Source organism: Anabaena sp. WA102 (assembly GCF_001277295.1).
Classification (GTDB): Bacteria; Cyanobacteriota; Cyanobacteriia; order Cyanobacteriales; family Nostocaceae; genus Dolichospermum; species Dolichospermum heterosporum.
The window spans coordinates 4688852-4703101 of the sequence record NZ_CP011456.1 but is presented as its reverse complement, the minus strand read 5'-3'; the positions used below and the strand labels follow the sequence as shown (position 1 = coordinate 4703101).

Genomic DNA, 14250 nt, shown 5'->3' with positions numbered 1-14250 from the left:
GCTAGAGTAAAATTTTGTGACTATAACCCAAAAAGAACACAAAAAATCCATGTATGGTAATCTAAGCCTGATTTCTGGAGAAGTTAGGCTTTTTTAGTATATTTTGATCCCATCTTCCGCACCCTAAACTGTCACACAACGAAAAATGGTCGTTTGGGGATTTGGGATTAGCGAACTGCTTGCAGCAGCGCTTCGCTATCGCTACCTAAAATTTCGACATTTTTGTATAAAAATTATCCTTTAATGTATTCAAAAATCCGAAATTACCGATTGTGACACCGGGGGGTGCGGAATGTGGGTTTGATAAAAAGAGAGCGATTCCTACGGAGCGCTTCGCTATCGCTTCCCTGGATGAAGGTAAATCTGTAATTCCCGTGTGGTTAGATGTTATTTATCAGGAGTTACAAGAAAAATTAAAAGCTCAAATAAACTGAATTAGTGCATTTACTTGTATATAATAACGATAAGCTATTTAAGTGCTTCATATCAGCTTATCTACCTGATTGAAAAAGATGAGAAGTAAAGTTAAAAAGGAGTCTTGTTAGTAATGAGAATTAATAGCTTAGATGATCTAGATAGACTGGAATCTAAAATAGGTCAGCATCTCAGAAAATTTAAACTAGGGGATATTTTACACTCTTTACATTCTAAAGGAGAACAAATAGAGCCTTTTATAATAGCAGAATTAGTTTTATTCGCTATTAGATATTGCTCGCCAAGCAAGAAGAATATACAACTAAAAAAGAATATACCATCTAAACAATTAACATATTTATGTAACTTAGTTGGGCAATATCTCATCACAGATCCTATTATTTTTGATAAAACCCTACAGGATGAATTCACTCAGTCTAATCCTATATTTACTTTTCTCAGAATTGCAAATAAACAATTTCCATTTCGAGTTTACCCCTATAGCCAGTTTTCTAGGCCAATATCAATATATTATGAAATTCCTATTGCTTTAAATGTTAATCAAGAAAATCCTAAATCTTTTGATATGATTCAGGAGTTTCAAAATCTTAATGGTGTATCTATTCCTGAGTTTACTAACTTTCTATTTGTACTACTGTCATATTTAAAAGCTTATTCGACTTTTTCTCTGGATGATATAGTACGTCAGGCACGATCAAATGGAATTAATATACCTGACGATAAATGTATATCTATTATCATGAGCCAATTGGCAGGAGATCAAAATAAGTTAATTAATCTTTATCAAAAACGGCAAACTAAAGACCGCCGATTTAAAATGTATGATATAAGTCCTTTTTTTGAGTTTCCTGTAGTTTATCCTTGTACAAATAGAGGCTTTCACGATTTTGGTAATGATATTATAAGCTCGCCCATTCCTGATTTAATAGCACGAAGAAACTCACTAGGGATATATTATCAGTTATTTAATAACTTTACAACTAAATTTTCTACATACTTTGGTCATGTATTTGCAAAATATGTAGAGACAGTTTTGAAAAATTCTATCACTTCAGAAACGCTAATTGATATTGACAGTGAACTTGATGAATCTTATAGAGGAAAGAAACCAGATTATGCACTTATTGATGGTAATTTAGTTATTCTTTTTGAATGTAAAGCAATTAAATTAAGAAAAGATGCTAAGACTATGGCTACTGAAGAAGAAATTAACAAGAGTCTAAAAGAAGTCATAGATGGAATACAGCAGATAGATGAATTTATAAAGAATTGTCAAGCTAAATTGCCAAATCTTCAACGATTTGACAAATATACAATTTTTAAGCCAGTCTTAATAACTCTTGAAGAAATTTATCTAATTAATGATTATTTTTTTCGAGATTATATAAATAAATTTTTGAAAGAAAAAGGAGTTAGTTGCTTTGATTGGCAAATACTTTCAATAGGTGAACTAGAAGAGTTACAACCCCATCTATCACAAGGAATTCACTTATCTCAAGTTCTACAAGATTTAGAACAAAAAACATTTAATGATGTACTAGAAGACTTGAGTGCAAAAACTCAAAAAACATATAAAGACTCTTTTCTCTATCCTAAGCAGGAAGAACTATATCAACGCCTTGGTATTCCCGACTAACAGGAGTAACACCGACAAACGACAACAAAATTCTTTTTTAACATCAATTTTTTAGAAAAAAATCGAAACCTAGTATGAACCCCGAAGACTTTCAAAACACTCCTACAGGTAGATTAGTACAAATAGAAGAAGGTAAAAATCCTTGTTATGCTTTTGTTCCTAATCCCCTACCACCAATAATTGAACTGGATATAGAAATTTGGCGTACTCTTTCAGATGCAGACCGCGCTTTAGGTGAACTTGCCGGATTAGGACGTACCATGCCAAATCCGACTCTTCTCATTCGTCCATTTATTCGTCGTGAAGCTGTTCTTTCTTCACGAATTGAAGGAACGCAAACAAATATAACTAATCTTTATGCTTATGAAACAGGACAACTCTCACTTCCTGGTGTTGTTCCTCCAGCGCCTGAAGGAGATGCACAAGAAGTATTAAATTATGTGCGTACACTAGAGTACGGATTAGATGGTTAATGCTGACATCTTGTTCCAGGTTAGTGAAGGTTCTTACGGTAAAGTATTTATTGCTCCACAAGTCTTACAAGTCATAGAGGAGTAAATATACCTAAATTATACTTTTTCAATAAAAAGTATAATTATATTAATTAGAATTGTACTTGAATATCAATTCATTGAAACCCTTACAGTGGTTACTTTCTACTATAAAACAGCGATGAATTTTGGGGAACAGAGCGATCGCTCTCAATATCTTAAATATTCTTCTGATGTTCTACCATCTCCCCAAACGTAGTAAAACATCTTTGACACCAACCATCAACCCACAAAGCCGGAACTTTAAACCTAGCCCCACAATTAGGACACTCAGACAACAAACTTAAATGATGATGCTGACACCCCTGAGTTACCTTAAACTGCCACTCAATCCGGTGACAAGGGGAATCCACATAACAAGCAGCACAAAGCCGAATAGGTTCAAGATTCATTCCCACCCCGGCAGGTGCTAACATCTGCTCTAACCTATCAGCATCAACCCCCACAACCTTAGCCAAAGCCTCCAACTGTTGCCCAGAAGGAGGGGGATTAAAACGAAATTTTTCCCAACGAGCGATCGCACCCCCAACCCCAGCAGCCTTGCTAATTTCTTTACCTGCTTGGCGAATCCTGCGACTCATGGCTTTAGCCTCATCCAGAGATAATTCCTCTGTCTCCAAATCTTGAGCATAAGCACGAGCTAAAAATTCTTCGCGGTGTTTACCTTTGTCAGCACGTTGAGTGGTTTGAAGTCCGGCTAAACCTTGTTCTTCCCATTTTTTAACCAGTCTGCGGACTGTTCGGACTGATTTACCTAGTTTTGCTGCTACCTCCCTTTGTCTTTCTCCATAGGTAATGCGTTAGCGAAGCTTACCGAAGGTATCGCATGGTTCAAGTAATTTCTGGATTAGTTCCAATAGTTCTTTATCACCTGTGGATAGTTGAGTGATAATCTCGCTATCTTCTACTTCATCGTTATTGGGTTTATCATAAGAACACCCGGTAAGTGGGAAACGAGCGCGTCTTTAGACCTGAGAGGGAAACGACACGAGCGGTTTTAACCGCTGTGGATATTAAAATTGAAACCAGATTTTTGATTGGAATCTGGAAACCAACTCCCATTTCTGGGGTAATGTTAGCTTCGACCTGTTATAAGAGCTTGCTTGAGCTTGCAACACTGTTCCAGTGACCTTAGAACTGTTTAATCACAAGCGACAGAGCAGGGAACTAGCTTCGCATTCCGGGGTGTCGTGACTCAAATAACGGCTACCATGAGAGTAAACTCAGGGTGGTCTGGTCAGTACGGCTTGCTTGATTACTCTTGCAAGCCCAGTCCCTTTAGGGCTGGGTTACTGACCTTGTGTTTCTAGCATATATGTTTATTACAAACATAGTTGAATTATACTCTATCGGAGGACAATTAATTTGTCAAGTAAAGTAAAGATTGGAAGAATAGAGATTTTCAATAGAGGACAATTAATTTGTCAAGTATTTAAACTCGGACAGCTATTTTGTCAATTGATGTTGAAGAGGCTAAATATAGGCTAAAATAGCAAAACCCTTACTATATAAGGGTTTAGGGTTTAATATTTTTGTGGACATTAATTTGCCAAGTGGTCATTTAATCTGGCAAGCGACATTAGTCCTTCCCCATTTGTAGATATTAGTGAGAAGTTTGTACATCGTGAAATTGGTGATATTTTAGCAGATTTAGCAGCAGCAAGACAAGCGAGGGAATGGGCTGATAAGGATTTAGATGAGGTTTTGGTTAAGTTGAATTTAGGTAAATGATTTAATCATATCTCGTTCCCAGTCTTCGACTGGGAATGTTCTACAGAGGCTCTGCCTCTAATGTCATTGAAGGCAGAGCCTTCTAGAATTCATTCCCATACAGAGTATGGGAACGAGAAAGATTTTGGGAAGTTTATCCAGTGGTGTAAAATAATTTTAGGAGTTATGAGGTTTTTTAGTTATGACTCAAGCTGTGGAAAAACAAGAATCTATTTTAGATAGAGTCCAGAATTTAACACCGGAACAACAGGAAGAGGTATTAAATTTTATTGATTTTTTGCAATTTAAGAGACAAAAGCAGGATGTAGAGCCAAAAAAACGCCGTAAATGGGGAGATATTAAAGGTAAAGCACCTTATCGTTTAGTTGGTGAAGATGCTCAAATTTGGGTGTCAAGAAATAGAAGAGAGGAGACGGAAAATAGAGAATTACATTTAAGAAGTAACTATGAAGATTGAAGATTATTTAATTCAGGGTAAAAAGTTATTTCTGGATACTGCACCAGTAATTTATTATGTTGAGAATAATCCTCAATATCAATCGTTAGTTAATTATGTATTTGAGAATCTTGATTCAGGTTTGCTGAGTGCTGTTACTTCTCCTATCACTTTATCTGAGTGTTTAGTTTATCCTTATCGTTTAGGATTAACTGAACTAAAAGAGGATTTTATTGATTTGATTGTTTCTGGTGTAAATGTTGAGTTTATTCAAATTGATGAATTAATTGCTAAACAAGCCTCTCAATTACGAGCTAAATATAATTTGGCTTTATTAGATTCTTTACAAATTTCTGTGGCTATTGTGGCTAAGTGTGATGTATTTTTAACGAATGATATTCAATTGAAACGAGTAACAGAATTACCAATTTTAGTTTTGAGTGATTTTTTGGCAGGTGGTAAAAATGGATAAAATAGAATTACCTCCTGGTTGGAAATCTACGGCGTAAGTGAATGAACCATTTTCAAGCCTTGCAATCTATCAAATTTTCGGAGCTTTTAATGGTCATGTCATTTACGCCAACCTGTACTAGATACTATATTCCTCAACAATATAATTGGGAGAAAATTCGTTTTCATCCTAAAGAGGGTTTAGGAGAATTTATAACTACAGCTATGCGAAAAATAGCTGGTTTTAATAAGAATTTATCGGGTATATTGACCCTAAAAGACTACAACGAAAAACAACATGATCAGCGTGTTTTAGATGATGATAGATTAGATTATCGGATTTAATTGAAGTTATCAGTCCTCATCATTTGGGGTTGAAAAATGCCAATGCTGATCGTGAAATTGGTGATATTTTAGCAGATTTAGCAGGTAACTGTTCACCCCCCCTATCTTTAACGAGAGATCAAGGGTTTCGATAATTTTAGAGGGGGGGGAGTGAATAACTACTTTAGCAGCAGTAAGACAAGCAAGAGAATGGGCTGATAAGGATTTAGATGAGGTTTTGGTTAAGTTGAATTTAGGTTATTAAGTTGAGGAGGACAATATATGTCTTATAGTGATTTTACTTTAGAAACTGTTAAGAAAAATCTACATCTGAATATTTCTAGCAGAGACAATATTTTTTCTGAAGTTGCACCATTACCAGTTAGTGAATATTTACAGGAAACTTTAGCCTATAATGTACCGGTTGCTTTGGCTAGTAATACGGAAAAATCTCGTTCTGAGATGATTATTACCCCGATTTTATTAGAATTAACTAAAAAGTTTGCTAATCAAATTAGTTTGTTTTCGGGTGTGGAATTTAATATTGAACCTAGTCAGGGTTTAAATGGAAATTGTGATTTTTTAATTAGTCGTTCTCCTGAGTTTTTATTGATTAATACACCTGTGATTATTATTGTGGAAGCGAAGAAGGAAAATATTAAAGGAGGTTTGGGACAATGTATCGCTGAAATGTATGCAGCTAGGTTATTTAATGAACGGGAGGAAAATCAAATTACAGAAATTTATGGGGTGGTAACTACAGGAGAAATTTGGAAGTTTTTAAGGTTATCAGGTGAATTGGTGCAGATTGATTTGGCTGAATATTTTTTAAATGATGTCAATAAGATTTTGGGAATTTTGTCTAGTGGTGTAAAATAATTTTAGCAAAGCATTATTTAAAGATGTGGAGGATAAAAGTCGAAAATCACTTTTTTTAATTTTCATAGGCGATCGCGCTGAAAAAATTCGCCAGCAGTTTGAAGATAGGCAAATTGAAGCAACAGAAGCATTAGCGAAACTCGAAGAAATTGCCAAGGAACGTATTCAAGCGGAAACAGAACGGGAAAATCTCCAAATTGATGAAAATACCTATGCTATTTATACTCAAAACTGCTTGATTGTTTGATTCTAAACGAGGGGTAAAGCAAGAGGTTCATTGGTGTCAACTTAACGTAAAACATCTATCCCGCAAAGAACTCAAGTCGTCTCATTCCCAGTCAGAGACTGGGAATGAATTCTAGAAGGCTCTGCCTTCAATGATATTAGAGGCAGAGCCTCATCAACTGCATTCCTAGTCAGAGACTAGGAACGAGATGTGGTAGGGATTTGATTTTATTGAATTCTATCCCGCCTTGCGCTCGGACACAAAGATATAAGTCTATTGTCTTTGTTAACCTTTCAAGTGTTTCTTTTTGATTTCATATGCAATTATCACACCAATGTAAAAGACAATATCTGCAGTAATTTTACCAGCCATAATTCCTAATACAAAATTATCTAGTGCTTTTGGAAAAAAATACATACAGAATGGTCTGATTAGGCTACTATCGAGCCACTCAGGAATACCAAACTCAAGAACCAAATTTCGGATATTTATGAAGCATGAAGTGATTCCATATCTTGTATTTTCCTTCTTATACTGGCTCATGCTAGTTCTAAGTTCTTGAAATAAAAAGAAACCGTAATAGCCAACAAATTCTCCCCATGTGCCAGCAAAAGAGGAAACTAAGGCGGAATGAGTGAATGAATTAGCTATAATTGCAGACGTTAATGCCGTAATTGTACCCACTATCTCTGCTGGTAAGTATCTCCATATCCAATCTTTTAGTTTTAGTTTCATCATTTAAGGAAATAAAGTAAGTTAATAGGTGAAGTAGTAACAACTCTTGAAGAAGGAGAAGCTTTATTTAATCGCAAAGTAGAGGCTGAGAAAGGATGGAGAGAGCGTAATAGTCCTCCTATTTAATACAGATATATACGTAGGGTAGGCAATACCCACCTTACGAAAAAGTCATTTTTTATACTTAATAGGAGGATAAATATCAATTAATTCTTGTGAATTTTTAGACACCAATAACTTTTAAAAAAGTTGTATTAAAAAAATTAATACTATTAAGATATAATTGTTCTTAATCATCATAGATCACCTAAAAAATTAAACTTCTAAGCATGAAAATAAAAGTCATTATTCACAAAGAAGAAACAGGTTACTGGGCAGAAGTTCCTGCTATCCCAGGTTGTGCTACCCAGGGCGATACTTTTGAAGAATTACTACAAAATATATATGAAGCCGTTGAAGGTTGCCTACTCGTTGATGTTGATTCATTAGAACTTGATGAATCTGCTCAAATATTAGAAATTGCCGTATGAAATCAATTTCAGGGAAAAATTTTGCTAAAGTATTATAGTCTCAAGGATGGCAACTTCTCCGCATTAACGGTAGTCATCATATTTACGGTAAATCCGATAATCCAGCCAGAATTTCTGTTCCTATTCATGGAAATCAATCACTAAAACCTGGACTGTTACGGCATTTTCTCAAAGTTGCTAATCTCAGTGAAGACGATATTTAATATTCTCAGTAAATATGAATAATTTGATTAATGGTGGGTCAGATAACCCACCCTGAGAAATATTTCTGTTTACTGTCGCGCCATAATAGTCCGCATTTCAGCTTCCCGATCTTGAATCAAATCACCACTAACATCCACCATCACACTATAAATCTTACCCGTAAACTTAAAAGGCGGTTCATAATCCGGCGTAACAGGCGCACCGGGGGCAATTCCACAGGTGACACCACTGGTCAAACCTAGTGCTAAAGGAGTAGTTACAGGCACATCAATTTGCCCGACCAATCTCTCATCAATATACAATTGGCCGCGTCCTGGCGTTCCTTTTCCCTTGGCTAAATCTGGTTGACCCGTGACTTTAAACTCAAAGCGCAACTGGTGACGACCTACCGGCACAGATGACCCAGATTCCACATGATAGAGCGATCGCCCCACATAATTATGAACCCAGTGCAGTTTGCCATTTTGGACATAGAAAGAATAGCCACTATCATTACCCCCATGAGCCAGTAATATCCCTTCTGCGCCACCTGGGGGAATCTCCACATCAGCGGTAATACTGTGGGGACGATTTAACACCCTCACTGCACTACCGGCGGGAATCGCTTGAGTATCAGGATAGTAAACATAGCGGCTACGATTGACAGCAATTTGCGGGCGTTCCTCCGCGAATCGTTGCACGCCACGTCCATCCACAGGCAACACATTATACTTGCCAGCCTCAATATACCAAGTAGCAATCATCTCAATCAACTTAGGACGATTATCAGCCGCAATATTGTGATTTTCCGCAAAATCTGAAGCAACGTGATACAGTTCCCAATGATGAGTATCCAAATCCGTCAAAGTTTCCGCCGAAATCGCCTCACCAAAAAATTGCCCTGCTTCTGTAAATGAAGGCCCCGGCCAAGGACAAACCGCCCGCCAACCATCATAGTAAAGAGAACGATGTCCCATCATCTCAAAATACTGGGTAAGATGCTTAGTAGGGGCGGTACTATGATTAAAAGTATGGGCAAAACTGACACCTTCAATTGCAGATTGAGTCACACCCTTAATCGTTGTCGGTGGTTCAATTTCCAGTAATTCCAGCACCGTCGGCACTAGGTCAATAGCATGAGCGTACTGAGTCCGAATTTCCCCTTTAGCCTCAATACCTTGACTCCAATGCACAATTAAAGGGTCGCTGATTCCCCCGCGATAGGTTTCCCGTTTCCACCGCCGGAAAGGCGTATTCCCTGCCCAAGTCCAACCCCAAGCATAATGGTTAAAGGTTTCGGCACTACCTAGTTTATCCAAGGCTTTGAGATTTTCCTCTAGGGATTCTGGCACATTGTTAAAAAACAGGTTCTCATTCACTGAACCAGTCGGTCCCCCTTCCGAACTTGCACCATTGTCTGAGATCACCATAATTACAGTATTCTCGAATTCACCGATAGATTTGAGGAAATCGAGTAAACGACCGATATGGTAGTCAGTATGGGTTAAAAAACCAGCATATACTTCCATCATCCGGGCATAAAGCCGTTTTTCGGCTGCTGGGAGGGAATCCCAGTGAGGGACATCGGGATCATGACGAGAAAGTTCGGCATCTGCGGGAACAATCCCCATTTCCTGCTGACGGGCAAAAACCTTTTCCCTGTAAGCTTCCCAACCATCATCAAATTGTCCCGCGTAGGCATCAGCCCATTCTTTTGGGACATGATGGGGAGCGTGCATTGCCCCCGGACAAAAATACATGAAAAAGGGCTTATTTGGGGCAACCTGCTTGGCATCAGCGATAAAGCTAATGGCTTTGTCTGCTAAGTCTTCGGTTAAATGATAGCCTTCTGCGGGGGTCTTTTCTGGCTTGACGGTGTGGTTATCATAAACCAAATCTGGATAATACTGGTGGGTTTCTCCGCCCAAAAAGCCATAAAAACGCTCAAATCCGCGACCGAGAGGCCAGCGATCATAGGGGCCTGCGGCTGAAAGTTGGTCTGAGGGGGTTAAATGCCATTTTCCTAACGCATAGGTGTTATAACCCTTCTGGAGTAATACTTCTGAGAGAAAGCCATTTTCAAAGGGAATATTCCCATTACCTCCGGGATAACCCGTAGACCCTTCTGTAATGCAGGACATGGCGTTAGAATGGTGATTGCGCCCAGTTAGCAGACAAGAACGAGTGGGTGAACACAGTGCCGTTGTGTGTAAGTTGTTGTAGCGTAAACCGTTAGCGGCTAGTGTATCTAGGTTGGGTGTTTTGATGGGACTTCCGTAACTTCCAAATTGTCCAAATCCTGTATCATCAAAGACGATAAATAGGACGTTTGGTGTGTTTTCTTTTGCTCGCAACGGTTCTGGCCAAGCTGGACTGGATTTATCAACTGTCCGGCCAATGACTCCGGGGAAGGTAGTTCCAGGTTTGTATTCACGCAGAGACATAAATCTAAACTCTTGAGAATATTTAATTTTTAACAAAAACCCTGAAATTCTATATCCTCTTTAGGAGGGGTTAATTGATAAATTCATGGACTGAATTACCATACTGAGAAAACTAATTAAGGGACTTCTAGTAAATTCCCAATAAATAAATAAACAAACGAACCACAGAGGCACAGAGAACACAGAGAGAGAAGAAATAGAGAGGGTTCTTGGCAAAAAGGGCTATTTAGTTATGAAAAACATCACTCAATTAACTCAGCTATAATTTGTTTTACTAAAATTAGTTGAGAAAGGAAAAGGTCAATGGAGTTGGTATGAATTAGGAAATGCGCTTTCCCGTCAAGATATTCCGAGAGAACCTGATATGATGGAGGTTTTAAAAAATCTTGCCCATCGCGGGTTAGTCAACCGTTATGTAGAAAAAGATTCACCACGCGATCGCTGGGAATTAACCTTAGAAGGAATTACAGTATTAAAAATGTGATTCTTAGGTCGTGCTTTGCGATCGCCATAGATACTAAATGGGTTCTATAAATACTCCATTAATATTATCAATGCTTGAAGTTTCATCTTTGATTATTTTACCCTATCTCATTAATCCAATGTTGAATAACATTGAGTAAGTTTGGTTGATTGGGAAAACCTTTTAATGGTGCGTCTAGATGTTCTTTTGTGATAAAGGCAATGTGTAAGACATCTGTTAGTTTATTGCAGAATTTGATCATTTCTTGATGTGGTTCGCAGTTGTTGATAATTAAAGCTATATTTTCTTTTTTTAGATAGTTTCTAACTTGGAGGATAATTCGTTCTAATTGAGGTGCATTGTTCACTTGGGGAATTTCTAGATTTTCATGAAAAAATCGAGGGTAAATTTGATTGCAGATTTTTTGAGCTATTGCGCTAATGTCTGTTTCGTCTTGCAGTGTTTTTAAGTTAAGAGTAAGGGGATATGTTTTTTCTGTTGGTTGGAGTTGGGAAAGGTGGGAATGAGTATCTGTAAATTGGTTTTCTAGTTGTTGACGTGGGTATATTTCACCGTGCCAAGTGCGGTAAAAGTCAGGATAGGTCATATTTTGGGCGCAGTGATTGAAGATTTCAAAGTAAGGATCATCAGTATAATTAACTTGTCTAGATAAGCATTTTTTTAATTTTTTTACAATGCTTGAATATAAATTAATAGGCATATGTATTAAACAAATTGCAGCCGATATATGATTTTCATCAAGATTTATATTTTCAAGAATAGTAATTATAATATCTATTATTCCAGATAATTCAATTACCTCTGGATTAATATTTACCATATTAGATAAAGTGTCCAAAGCACGTTCTATAGTAATTTCATCCTGACTTTTTAACATTTCAGCAAGTGTATAGTATACTTTCCAACTGTCTTGAGGATCAACGAGAGCCAAAATTTCTGTGTAATGATGATATGCTATTTTGTTCTGATAATTTCTATCAATTAATCGTCCCAAATAATAAACAGTCATATCTTTATTAATTTCTCCCAAAGTTAACCAAGCTAAATGCTTGAGATAAGCAGAATGAGAAGAGGAATAATTTATGATAAAATTTAATACAGCATCAAAAGCTATATCGCTGCCCTTAGCAATTTTTCCTAGATCATTAAGTGAAGTTATTATTATTGATAAACCATGATCTGATTCTGCTTTTGATTGACTTAATATATGAATCAAGTTTTGAATAGCTTTATCATTACCAGGGCTAAGTTTTGCTAACAATTGATCCTCCGCTTGAGCGATTTGAGACTTATTTAATTTAGAGTCTGATGAATCCATCAATATATTAACTTTTTCTGAAAAAACTGTTGCTATATTTGAATTAATTTTCGCAATCTCATAATCTAAACTGCAATTTTTAAATTCAACAATTCCTGATGCTACTATTAAATACGCTCTATGACTGTAAAAATCTCCACAGAAATCTTTAAAGTAAATTAATTCTTTAATAAAGTCTTCTTTTTGTTGTCTAAAATCTTCATCTTTTTCTTGTCCTAGCCATATCAAAATTACTTCTTTCCACTGCGATTCAAAAATACGATAAACTCCCTCATCTGGATTATCAGAAACATGATTTAAAAAATAATGCCAATCATCAATCACTAAAGCTGCAAAATATTCCTGAAAATTAGGATGAAAAAAGGCATAAACATCTTCATCATTTACAGCATCTCTATCTACGTGATTTAACCAACCTACCTCACAAGCTAAATTAAATAACTTTTCATTACGCATTTCTTTAACTACAAAACTTCTTTTTAATCTAAATCTCACATCACTATTAATTCCCGCTAAAGCTAAATTACCTAATGCTCGATGTAATTCTTCTCTCAATTGATCAGACTTGATTAAATCAGAAACTAATTTCGGTTTCCACTCATAAAAATAACGAGTAAATATTTCATAAAATTGAGCCTTGGTTTCTGGTAATTCTCCCTGGTCATTTCGATCAAAAATCTGACACAATAAACATAATCTTAAAGGATTAGTTACTAACTCTCTAATCCTTTCCTTTCCTTCTTCCTGCAATTGTGCAATTAATTTTTCGCCACCATTGATATTATTAGCAACTTGAAACCATTCCGCAATAAATGTATTTACTTGTTCAGGGTTAAATTCCTGAGTTTTAAAAGTATTAAATCCAGGTAAAATATTATTATTTACAGTAGCATCCCAAACATTTAACCGACAAGTTAAAATAACTCGTGCTTGTCCTAACCAACTTGTCAATTCTTGAGAAATTTTATTTAATGCTTGTATAGGTGAAGATTCTCCCATTTCATCAACACCATCTAACAATAAACAAAAATTACCTTGATAAAATTCTGTTTCTAGTTGTGCTTCTATTTCTGAAGTAGGAACAATATTCATTAACCTGATAGCATCAGGTAGCCATTCTTTCAGAATAAAATCAGCTAATGTCATACCTTGTAAACTACCAAGAGAAATAAAAATTGGTAACTTCTGATTTTTATCTTTGATGTCTGAAGCAATAGCATTTAATAACGTGGTTTTACCTGCTCCCGGTTCTCCCACTATAGCAATATGTTTATTTTTTCCTTGATAACCTTTATTTATTACCTCTTGTAAAAAATCTTGATGTTGATATGTTTTACTAATAACTTCTGGTTCTAACTGATAAATCTCTTTTCTTTCAACATTTTCATTTCGTCGTTGTTGCTGTTTGCGTTCAACTAACCCCAATGGTACATGAACATTTACTTCATATCCCATTGCTGATGCTTTACGTCTAATGCGTTGTTGTTCTTGCTGTTCTTCTAACATTTTGTGGCAAACTTGCACCCAGTTAATGTTAGTATTATCTTTTGTTATATTTTCAATTTGAGGATACAACTCACCAGCATCAACAATATCTATTAATTGAATATCTAAAGCACGCGCAACAGCTTCTATAGTTTTCCTTTCTTTATTTTCTCCACGGACAAGAGAATTAATAGTATCAATACTAATTTCTGCTACTTCCGCCAATTTATCACGATTGTAGCCTTTATCTCGCATCTTTTGTTCAATTAAAATTCGACCTTCAGGTTTGACAGAAAAACCGCGTTTACGTTGTTTATTCATAGGTAGATACTCGACTGAATCATTAACTGTTACTACTTTAACCAATTTCATCCCTGTTGGGAAGTGGAGATAAAGGAAGATA

General features: G+C 36.3%; 13 protein-coding genes and 2 pseudogenes. 10 read left to right on the top strand and 5 right to left on the bottom strand.

Annotated elements, in window-relative coordinates; genetic code table 11:
* Positions 1-272 precede the first annotated feature (272 nt).
* The 3 genes from AA650_RS28820 to AA650_RS20630 all read left to right on the top strand — a co-directional run bounded on the left by AA650_RS28820 (position 273) and on the right by AA650_RS20630 (position 2544).
* Positions 273-434, top strand: a complete 162-nt coding sequence (locus AA650_RS28820; RefSeq protein ID WP_234413236.1) for a hypothetical protein — start codon at positions 273-275, stop codon at positions 432-434.
* Positions 435-547: 113 nt separating this feature from the next.
* Positions 548-2071 (top strand): hypothetical protein, encoded by a 1524-nt coding sequence (locus AA650_RS20635; protein ID WP_053540469.1) that lies wholly within the window; start codon positions 548-550, stop codon positions 2069-2071.
* 74 nt (positions 2072-2145) lie between these two features.
* Complete coding sequence (locus tag AA650_RS20630; protein ID WP_053540468.1) at positions 2146-2544, top strand: Fic/DOC family N-terminal domain-containing protein; 399 nt, start codon at positions 2146-2148, stop codon at positions 2542-2544.
* A 236-nt stretch (positions 2545-2780) separates the two neighbouring features.
* Here AA650_RS20630 and AA650_RS28260 read toward each other — a convergent pair whose 3' ends face one another.
* The gene (locus AA650_RS28260) at positions 2781-3203 is read right to left on the bottom strand and encodes a TniQ family protein (RefSeq protein ID WP_234413235.1); all 423 of its coding nucleotides are present in this window, start codon (positions 3201-3203) and stop codon (positions 2781-2783) included.
* 102 nt (positions 3204-3305) lie between these two features.
* Positions 3306-3419: pseudogene (locus AA650_RS29170) on the bottom strand (helix-turn-helix domain-containing protein); the annotation flags it as partial.
* 1115 nt (positions 3420-4534) lie between these two features.
* On the opposite strand from AA650_RS29170, the gene AA650_RS20620 reads away from it, so the two are divergent.
* The 5 genes from AA650_RS20620 (at position 4535) to AA650_RS20600 (ending at position 6689) form a co-directional block, all read left to right on the top strand.
* Positions 4535-4810, top strand: coding sequence for a DUF2281 domain-containing protein (locus tag AA650_RS20620; protein ID WP_053540467.1), 276 nt, complete (start codon positions 4535-4537; stop codon positions 4808-4810).
* Entirely contained in the window at positions 4800-5261 is a 462-nt protein-coding gene (locus tag AA650_RS20615; RefSeq protein WP_053540466.1) for a type II toxin-antitoxin system VapC family toxin, read from the top strand. Before AA650_RS20620 ends, AA650_RS20615 begins: the two co-directional genes overlap by 11 nt.
* Before the next feature lie 95 nt (positions 5262-5356).
* A complete protein-coding gene (locus tag AA650_RS20610) occupies positions 5357-5584 on the top strand; it encodes a type I restriction-modification system subunit M N-terminal domain-containing protein (RefSeq protein WP_234413234.1) in 228 nt (75 codons plus the stop codon).
* A gap of 261 nt (positions 5585-5845) precedes the next feature.
* Complete coding sequence (locus tag AA650_RS20605; RefSeq protein WP_053540464.1) at positions 5846-6442, top strand: hypothetical protein; 597 nt, start codon at positions 5846-5848, stop codon at positions 6440-6442.
* 25 nt (positions 6443-6467) lie between these two features.
* On the top strand, positions 6468-6689 hold the full coding sequence (locus tag AA650_RS20600; RefSeq protein WP_053540463.1) for a hypothetical protein: 222 nt from the start codon (positions 6468-6470) through the stop codon (positions 6687-6689).
* Between the two features lie 264 nt (positions 6690-6953).
* On the opposite strand, the gene AA650_RS20595 is transcribed toward AA650_RS20600, so the two are convergent.
* Positions 6954-7406 carry a hypothetical protein gene (locus AA650_RS20595; RefSeq protein ID WP_053540462.1) on the bottom strand — a complete coding sequence of 151 codons (453 nt, stop codon included), beginning with the start codon at positions 7404-7406 and terminating at the stop codon, positions 6954-6956.
* Positions 7407-7732: 326 nt separating this feature from the next.
* On the opposite strand from AA650_RS20595, the gene AA650_RS20590 reads away from it, so the two are divergent.
* Complete coding sequence (locus tag AA650_RS20590; protein WP_053540461.1) at positions 7733-7933, top strand: type II toxin-antitoxin system HicB family antitoxin; 201 nt, start codon at positions 7733-7735, stop codon at positions 7931-7933.
* A gap of 53 nt (positions 7934-7986) precedes the next feature.
* A pseudogene (locus tag AA650_RS27020) lies at positions 7987-8136 on the top strand (type II toxin-antitoxin system HicA family toxin); the annotation flags it as partial.
* Positions 8137-8205: 69 nt separating this feature from the next.
* On the opposite strand, the gene AA650_RS20585 reads toward AA650_RS27020, so the two are convergent.
* Positions 8206-10560 carry an arylsulfatase gene (locus AA650_RS20585; protein ID WP_053540460.1) on the bottom strand — a complete coding sequence of 785 codons (2355 nt, stop codon included), beginning with the start codon at positions 10558-10560 and terminating at the stop codon, positions 8206-8208.
* Positions 10561-11141: 581 nt separating this feature from the next.
* Entirely contained in the window at positions 11142-14168 is a 3027-nt protein-coding gene (locus tag AA650_RS20575; protein WP_199924309.1) for an NACHT C-terminal alpha/beta 1 domain-containing protein, read from the bottom strand.
* Positions 14169-14250: the final 82 nt, after the last annotated feature.

Excerpts from the sequence above, each read along its gene's own strand:
- AA650_RS20585 (WP_053540460.1), bottom strand. The coding sequence starts at position 10,560 with ATGTCTCTGCGTGAATACAAACCTGGAACTACCTTCCCCGGAGTCATT.
- AA650_RS20635 (WP_053540469.1), top strand. The coding sequence starts at position 548 with ATGAGAATTAATAGCTTAGATGATCTAGATAGACTGGAATCTAAAATA.
- AA650_RS20575 (WP_199924309.1), bottom strand. The coding sequence starts at position 14,168 with ATGAATAAACAACGTAAACGCGGTTTTTCTGTCAAACCTGAAGGTCGA.
- AA650_RS20610 (WP_234413234.1), top strand. The coding sequence starts at position 5,357 with ATGTCATTTACGCCAACCTGTACTAGATACTATATTCCTCAACAATAT.
- AA650_RS20595 (WP_053540462.1), bottom strand. The coding sequence starts at position 7,406 with ATGATGAAACTAAAACTAAAAGATTGGATATGGAGATACTTACCAGCA.
- AA650_RS20590 (WP_053540461.1), top strand. The coding sequence starts at position 7,733 with ATGAAAATAAAAGTCATTATTCACAAAGAAGAAACAGGTTACTGGGCA.
- AA650_RS20615 (WP_053540466.1), top strand. The coding sequence starts at position 4,800 with ATGAAGATTGAAGATTATTTAATTCAGGGTAAAAAGTTATTTCTGGAT.
- AA650_RS20605 (WP_053540464.1), top strand. The coding sequence starts at position 5,846 with ATGTCTTATAGTGATTTTACTTTAGAAACTGTTAAGAAAAATCTACAT.
- AA650_RS28260 (WP_234413235.1), bottom strand. The coding sequence starts at position 3,203 with ATGAGTCGCAGGATTCGCCAAGCAGGTAAAGAAATTAGCAAGGCTGCT.
- AA650_RS20630 (WP_053540468.1), top strand. The coding sequence starts at position 2,146 with ATGAACCCCGAAGACTTTCAAAACACTCCTACAGGTAGATTAGTACAA.
- AA650_RS20620 (WP_053540467.1), top strand. The coding sequence starts at position 4,535 with ATGACTCAAGCTGTGGAAAAACAAGAATCTATTTTAGATAGAGTCCAG.